3 protein-coding genes are annotated in these 8,545 nt (G+C 35.6%); all 3 read right to left on the bottom strand.

Going from position 1 to position 8,545, the window contains the following annotated elements:
- Positions 1 to 400: 400 nt before the first annotated feature.
- Positions 401 to 3,862 (bottom strand): VCBS repeat-containing protein, encoded by a 3,462-nt coding sequence (locus BUB16_RS20725; protein WP_170864486.1) that lies wholly within the window; start codon positions 3,860 to 3,862, stop codon positions 401 to 403.
- Between the two features lie 395 nt (positions 3,863 to 4,257).
- Positions 4,258 to 5,769: a RagB/SusD family nutrient uptake outer membrane protein gene (locus BUB16_RS20730; protein ID WP_073068728.1), complete on the bottom strand. Its 1,512-nt coding sequence runs from the start codon at positions 5,767 to 5,769 to the stop codon at positions 4,258 to 4,260.
- Positions 5,770 to 5,782: 13 nt separating this feature from the next.
- A partial coding sequence (locus BUB16_RS20735; RefSeq protein WP_139240408.1) for a SusC/RagA family TonB-linked outer membrane protein occupies positions 5,783 to 8,545 on the bottom strand: 2,763 nt, incomplete at its 5' end.

An 8,545-nucleotide genomic window follows, 5' to 3' on the forward strand; every position in this document is an offset into this window, starting at 1 on the left:
TCATCTGAGGATGACGAACCTTGTGCCTTAGCCCCCTGCATGACCAACAACACTATTAATACCATCATAATCCATTGTATCTTTTTCATATCTATTTTTTTGTGATTGATATTCAAGAAAGCGATCGTATATATGATCGAAATTTTCTAAATACATTCATTTTTTACCTTATAATTGCCTTTTTTAAGGCATAGCATAGAAAGGATCTGATAATAAATGACAGGATATTATTTTTTGACCGCTTCTAATTACTTAATTACTATCCTTCATACTTCAACAATATAGAAACGACAATGTGGCAATTGTCCCGTATCAAATTCAAAAATCTATCTTCTATCAGAAAGAGTGGGAAATATTTCCATTATATATTGGAAATTTATTGTGCGTGATCCAGGCATTATTAAAAATGTATTTTTCTGGCATCACCATTATATTTGTACACTACAAGATATTCAACATTATTATTCACACTGAGCTTCCTTGAGGAATGCGATAAATATCCGCTCCCGTAATAAAATTCAACTTTTCGTTTTTGACCATTTACATAATATATTTCAGCATAAGCATCATTTTTGTTTGGTTTGAAAATCATTTTTTCTTTGGAATATTCCGTAGCATCAAATGCTAAGAGAGTAGAATCATTTCTTGCAACCAACATCATTACTTCTCCATTAGGTTTATACATACTTGCTAAGCTCTTAGCATCGGCCGGTACATAAAAACCAGTCTCCGGAAGATCTGATTTTTCAAAATTTCCATCCCCATCTCCCAAAAGTATTAATCCATTAAAAGCATCATATTGGCCAGTCATCACTTCTGTGTTATAGTTATTTCCAGTTATAATTAAATCTAGATTATTATCATCATTTAAATCATAAGGATGCATTCCAAAAACAGGACCAAGTTGAGCATCATACGGAAGGGAAGAAGCCTTAAATTGAAAATCACTTTGGTTTTCCAAATACATGCTCCTTGTCTCGTTACTTAACAATATTTGGTATTCTTCAGACTTTAAATGAGACAATATATCTTCCATACTGGCTGAGGCATAGTTATCATAGTCATCGTAAAATTTGCGAAAATAACTCAATTGTTTTATCAGCTCATCTCGAGGTGGTACTGGAAAGGATTTTCTGATATTATTTACTCCCTCTTTGAAAACATTAATTATTCCATCTATGTAACCATCATTATTGAAGTCCCCATAAACAATTTGCATTGGTTCTTTTTTGGTACCTCGGTATTGGGAATTCATACCAAGATTACCTATGACGTAGTCTGTATCTCCATCATTATCAAAATCACCTGCAGTTATGGAATTCCACCATCCTTTATATGGAAGTGTTATTTTTTTCTTTAAAGATCCTTTTACATTTTGAAAAATGGTAATAGGCATCCATTCACCTACCACAATAAGATCCTGCCATTGATCATTATTGACATCTGTCCATATCGCGTCACTTACTAATCCTATTTTAGACAGACCTAAAACTGATTCTGTTACATCTTTAAATAAATTGTCATTTTCAAAAAGATAACTTCTAGCAGAATTGGGATAAAGGGTCAAACTAATTCTACCTCCCCTGAACAAATCCAGGTCACCATCTTTATCATAGTCTGCAGCTACTACACATGATCCGCTGGAATTAGTTAGTGGGATAACTTTATTACTCCTTTCAAAATTACCCTTCCCATCATTTATATATAATCGGTCCTGGTAATATTTTGAAGTGGGACCGTATTCACTACTTCCGCTCACAACATATAGATCGTTATCACCGTCTTTGTCATAGTCAAAGAAAAGCACTCCCATATCTTCTTCTTTTTTATCGCCATCAGTTATGGGTTTTGACCTAAATTTGCCCTCAGCAGTTTGGAAAAAAAACTTGCCAGATTGACGATAAGCCCCACCTATAAAAAAATCCTCCCTGTCATCCATATTAAGATCACCAACAGTAATTCCAGGGCCGAGTTTTGAATATTTTTGAGGAATTAAAGGAGAATACCTAAAATCATTGTAAGGTTTTTCATCATGATTAAAAGTTATATCAAGCTCTTCACTTACCTCGTTAAATAAGATTTGCCTCTCGATTTCCTTTTTATTCTCATAAATTGAAGCCTCTTGTTCTTTTAAAGTAATTGTCCTATTTACCTTAATAGAATGTACCACCTGCTGTATACCCGAAGGCCATTTAACCCTTAGAGAATCAACTTTATTTTGTTCCCCAAGCCCAAAGTGTAAAGTAGAATTCATAGCGGATATATAACCACGAGTTGGATTATGTTCCAAATACTGTAATCTTCTGTTTACATATAACCAGATTTTACTGCCAATCCCATCACGGTTTTCCCCCGCACCTTTTAAATTTATTTTCAAAAAATTATGCCCTAATATATTCTCTTGATCTCTAATAAGATCATTTCTATAAATATCAGCCTCCTCATTCAAATTATTGGTTACAAGGTCTAAGTCACCATCATTATCAAGATCGACATATACAGCGCCATTTGAAGTGTTTTCCTCATACATTCCCCAAGCTCTGGAACTATCGGTGAATATCAGGTTCCCCTCATTGTGGAAAAGAAAATTTTCTTCCCTGAGTCCCTCCAGATCATTCATATATTCCTGAATTTTATCCAAGTAGGATTTTAAATCATTATTAGGATTATTGATCTGCATAGTCCAGTAATTTAAAAGATCTAAATTAGTGACATCTTTCGGGAAACCATTACTGACAAAAATGTCCTTGAGTCCGTCATTATCAAAGTCCGCAAATAAAGGACTCCAGCTCCATCCTGTTTTATAGATGCCCGCATATTGCCCGACCTCACTGAAATATGGCTCTCCATGGGGGCTCAAACCTCTGTGTATCTGCAGCATATTCCGAAGAAATTGGGGCTCATATCCATAGTTTTGCAACTGTTTGTATCGACCATAATCAATATCCCCTGTCATCAACTTTTGATGTTTATTCTCCGGCATTAGCATATCGACCGTCATGATATCTACCCAGCCATCATTATTAAAATCAGCCGCATCTACTCCCATTGACGACTCTGCCTGATGCCTTATCCATGAACTTATTTTATTAGTAAACGTTCCGTCACCATTGTTAACATACAATACATCATTTGATATATAGTCGTTGGAAACATAAAAATCAGGCCAGCTATCCTGATTAAAATCGTTGATTATAACTCCTAATCCATATCCTTCATATTGAATTCCTGCCTTTTCTGAAACATTTGTAAAGATCGGATAATTACCTTTTTCTGCCATACCATCATTTCTGAACAAAACATCGGTATTAGGAGAACTACCCTTCGTTCTTCGGGGACGTATCATATTCGGATTAAAATCATCATACTCATGTGTAATCAAGAACAAATCTAAATCTCCATCTTTATCATAATCAGTAAATGCCCCCTGTGTAGCATCGTTTGTTTCCGCAATTCCTGCCTGATCCCCAACTTCAGAAAATGTATTATCTTGGTTATTTATATATAGCAAATTTCTTGATTCTCTTAACCCACCAATACTGCTTTGGCTTACAAATATATCCTTATATCTATCCCCATTTATATCAACAATTACTGCACCTGTAGCCCAACCCTCGTTGATTAATCCAGCTTCTTCAGTAATATCTTCAAACTTTAACTCCCCTTTATTCATGTAAAGACGGCTGGATACTTCATTACCCGAGAAAAATAAATCTGACAAGCCATCATTATTTATATCACCCGTAGCAACGCCCCCACCGTTATATATATATTCTTTTAAAATAATGTTAAGTGAATCATTCTCTTTTATATCATTACTGAAGGTAATATTAGTGATCGATGAAGATACATTTTTAAACAATGAATCCCTGTGTGAAGAATGATCTATAGAACAACCAATAATGGTAAAATTAAAGCATAGTTGTAAGATCAGTATACAAACATTTATATGAATTTCGGACTTGGACAAACTTCGTAACATTTTTTTTTAAATAACACGTGAAATAATCAAAATTCACTGGCAAGAACGGGTATGACTTAGTTATATAGTTTCTATTTTGATGATTAATTAATTCAAATAAGGTAAAGGAGGCAATTTTACTTACTGCTACTACCTAAAGCATTTTCGCAATTTTACACTCTCTGAATATATACCAGTTCAGACCGGCTATGGAATATATTATGTATGTTACAAATTGATTATATTAATTATTCATCAGTAGTCTCTTATTGTAAACAGTAACCACACAGTTATAGTTAATTATAACCTGGATTTTGTCCTAAGTTACCTTGACTTAAATCTATCTCTGACTGAGGTATGGGGAATAGTTCATGAATCCCATCTTGAAAATTTCCTCCTTTGCTAGTATTATATTTTTCCGAATAATTTCTAAGTACTTCACCTACCCGTCCCTGCCGAACTAAATCAAACCAACGCTTGTTTTCCATTGCATACTCAACACGCTCTTCATGCCAAATTTTCTCTCTCAAGAGATCTTTATCAGTAGTACTAACATCTGGTAATATATTAGTATTCCCTTGTCTTGCACGTTCTCTCACTTTATTCAGAGCATTTAATGCCTGATCAGTTTTACCATTTTCATTTGAAGCTTCCGCATACCACAGTAAGAGCTGCCCATATCGTAACAAAACCTCATTAATGCCGGAATCACGAGGAGAGCCTGTAGGAGGGGTTTCACTTTCACTCATATATGGCTTCATACTACTATAGCCTGTTTCGCTGTTTCCGACGTCTCCAATCTTACCATCAGGCAAAGTATCTCCATCCTGAAAAACGGTTTGTTGAAATCTAGGATCATTAGGTTCGAACTCATCAACAAGATCTTGAGTTGGATTGGAGAACCCCCAGCCATACATTCCTGCGCTTCCTCTTCTGATGGTTCCCGCATTAGCTACTGATGGAAACTGCGGGTCGAACCTAAAATTTAATTCGAAGATATTTCCTGGCCCAAATTCTCCCTCAATATTAAAAATCCTAGCATATTTTGAGTCAAGAGAATATTCGTTTGAATCTATTACTCTTTGAAACCAAGATTCAGCATTCTGGAAATTACCTTGATATAGAAATACCTTTCCCAAATAAGCTTGAGCTGCACCTTTTGTAGCTCTACCCAATTCTTGATTTGACAGTTGACTTTTGAGAGGTAATACCTCGCTTGCATCTCTCAAATCCTGATAAATTAACTCTAATACCAAATTCTTTGATGTACGTTCAACTTCATTAGTATTAACTTGAGAATCTGTTATTAGTGGAACATCACCATATAAGGTAGTAAGATAAAAATAAAAGAAAGCCCTTAAGAATTTAGCTTCTCCTAGAATACGATCCTTTTTATTTTGATCCATTTCAATGTCAGGAACATTTTCCAAAACACGGTTGGCACGATTAATACCTAAATAAGAGTATTCCCAAATCCATCCCGCTATCTCATTCTCAGAATTAAGAGTATAGTGAGAAAATTCTCTCATCCATGCCCCATCGCTAGCACCTTCACCTCCTTTCCTCGCATCATCTGATGCAATATCAAAAATTCCATAGCGGAATAGACTGGGAAACTCTAAAAGTACATGATAAACTGAAGTCAAAGATTGAGAAGCATCATTATCGGATGTATAAGCAGAGCTTTCAGATACTTCACCAAGAGGTTCCTTGTTTAAAATTTCACTACATCCCACTGTCAGTATAGCAGCTACCAATAAATAAGTTATAATCTTCATTTCAATATTTCCCTTATTATTAATTTTCATATTTTACTTATTTCTATTGAATACCTAAACTTATACCCAATGTAACAGTTCGGGAAATTGGATATCGAGCATTATCAACTCCTACATTTAGTGGAGCACCAGGAATAACTCCAACTTCCGGATCGTAGCCTTCATAATTGGTTAATGTTAACAAGTTTTGAGCTGATAAATATATTCGTAGCTTATTTATCTGGTTCAAAATAAATCCAGAGGGTATCGTATATCCCACTTGTAAGTTTTTCAGACGTAGATACGATCCGTCTTCGACTAAATATGAAGAAGCTCTGAAATTATCATTTGGATCATTTGTATTAAGTCTAGGTGTCGTAGTGCTGGTGCCTTCTCCATTCCAGGCATTAAGCATTTGAGTATCATAATTATAGAAATTACTGCCTTGTGTAAAAGTCTTCCAGCTTGCAAAAACATCATTCCCAAGCGTACCCTGTAATGACAGTCTTAGATCAAATCCCTCCCAATTAAAATTGGAATTTAAGCCATATGTCATATCTGGCCAAGGATTACCAATAGTACCTCTATCATCCTGATCAATTACACCGTCATCATTAATATCTTTAAATTTAATATCTCCTGGAGCCGTCCCTGACGTCTGAAAAGCATGACTATCTACTTCTTGCTGAGTCTGAAATATACCGTCTGCCTTGTATCCATAAAAATCAGCTACAGATCCACCTACAACAGTCCTCCCAACTCCACTAAAGATAGCAGCTCTCTGATTGCTTAGCTTTGTAACTTCGTTAGTATTTCTACTAATATTAACCGAAATATCGTAATAAAAATCCCCTGGAGTTGTTTTTTGATAGCCAAGAGCGATTTCAATACCTTTATTTACGATATTTCCCCCATTAACAAATGGTGGCTGTAGAATTCCAGAAACATCCATAACAGGAACACGTAACAACATGTCGGAAGTTTTTTTATAATAATAGCTTCCCGATAATGTAATACGATTTTCAAAACCAGTGAAGTCAAATCCAAATTCCGTTTCAGTAGTAGTTTCCCATTTTAAATCTGGATTAGCAACACTGACAGGTGCCTGACCTTGATTGCTATTTTCTCCAAATACATATACAAGATCAGGAGTCAAGGAACTGACAAAAGCATAGTTTGGGAGAGTATTCTGATTACCTAGCATACCCCATCCTCCTCTTATTTTAAAATCATCTATAAAAGTTAATTTTTTCATAAAATTTTCATTGGACATCCTCCATCCTGCTGAGAATGATGGAAACAGTCCATACCTGTTATTACTGCCAAATTTAGAAGAACCATCAACCCGAAAATTGCCTGTAAACAAATAGGTATTGTTATAATTATAATTTACTCTTCCTAAAAAGGATAACAGACCGTACTCTCCCGCTCCTCCACCTACTACTTGACCATCTGGAGCCAAATTTAAATATCGTAACGTTGAATTTTCATTTGCATTTAAAGGTAGATCCTGCCCCCTAGCAGATATATTCTCTACTCTTTCTTGTAACACTGTAATACCACTTAAAATTTCTATATCATGAGATCCATAACTTGCATCATAAGTTAATGTGTTGTTCCAGTCCCAGTAAATGGATTCACTTTCATTTTGACTTAAACTACTTACAAGGTTCCGTTGTAAAGGACCTACATCATAGGTACGAGTAAATTGTTTATTGCCCGAAGATTTTAAATTGATGTTAACCTGACTATGATAAATCAGATTATTTGTCGGTTTAAAATCAAGATATATACTTCCATTTAGAGCAGGCCTTACTGTATTAGTATTATCGACGAATGCAGCCTGTGCTACTGGATTTTGAGCATCTGAAAAATTTGGATAACCCCAACTTCCATCCGAATTTTTAACAGGAACAGTTGGATCCATTCGCAATGATTGAGGAACTATGCTTCGACTACCGTATTCACCTGGAATACTGTTCCGCTTCGAATAATTGACCACTAAATTCTCTCCCAAAGAAATAATCGAATTCACCTCATATTCGGAATTTACTCTGAAACTAAGTCGTTCATAATCAGATTTTAAAACTGTTCCCTCTTGTTGATAGTACCCCCCTCCAATATAATATGAACCTTGCTCAGAGCCTCCATTTATAGATAAATCCACATTATTCACGGAGGCGTTTCTAAAAACAGCATCTTGCCAATCAGTTCCTTTTCCCAGTGATCCAATATTTTCAAACAAAGGGTCGATACCTGCATTGATTAAAGCCTTATTATATGTAGTTGCAAATTGCTCACCATTCATCATATCGATTCTATTATGTACTTGTTGAATACCAGTATAATAATTGACTTCTAAATTCGAAGTTCCTGCAACTCCTTTCTTGGTGGTTATTAAAACTACACCATTGGCACCCCGAGCTCCATAAATAGCAGCAGCAGATGAACTTTTTAATACCTCTATAGACTCAATTTGATTTGGATTCACATCAGCAGGATCAACGCCAGCATTACCATCAACTACATATAACGGTTCACTACTATTAACTGTCCCTATTCCCCGAATTCTGACAGACAATGGGGCACCCGGGGAACCTGAGCTTTGTACAACTTGTACTCCTGCTACCTTTCCTTGTAATGCCTGACCAAATTGCTGAACAGGTTGATTCTCAAGATCTTCCGCTGAGACTGAACTAATGGATGATGTTATATTACTTTTACTTTGCTCTCCATATCCAACTACGACCATTTCTTCGCCGGTAATAGCTTGCGATACCATTTCTATCTCAAACTCGGTTCTTCCATTGATAGGAACTTCCTGGGT

The sequence above is a fragment of the Fodinibius roseus genome (assembly GCF_900129315.1).
Taxonomy (GTDB): domain Bacteria; phylum Bacteroidota; class Rhodothermia; order Balneolales; family Balneolaceae; genus Fodinibius; species Fodinibius roseus.

Coding starts and splice junctions, on each gene's coding strand:
- BUB16_RS20730 (WP_073068728.1), bottom strand. CDS start 5,769: ATGAAAATTAATAATAAGGGAAATATTGAAATGAAGATTATAACTTAT.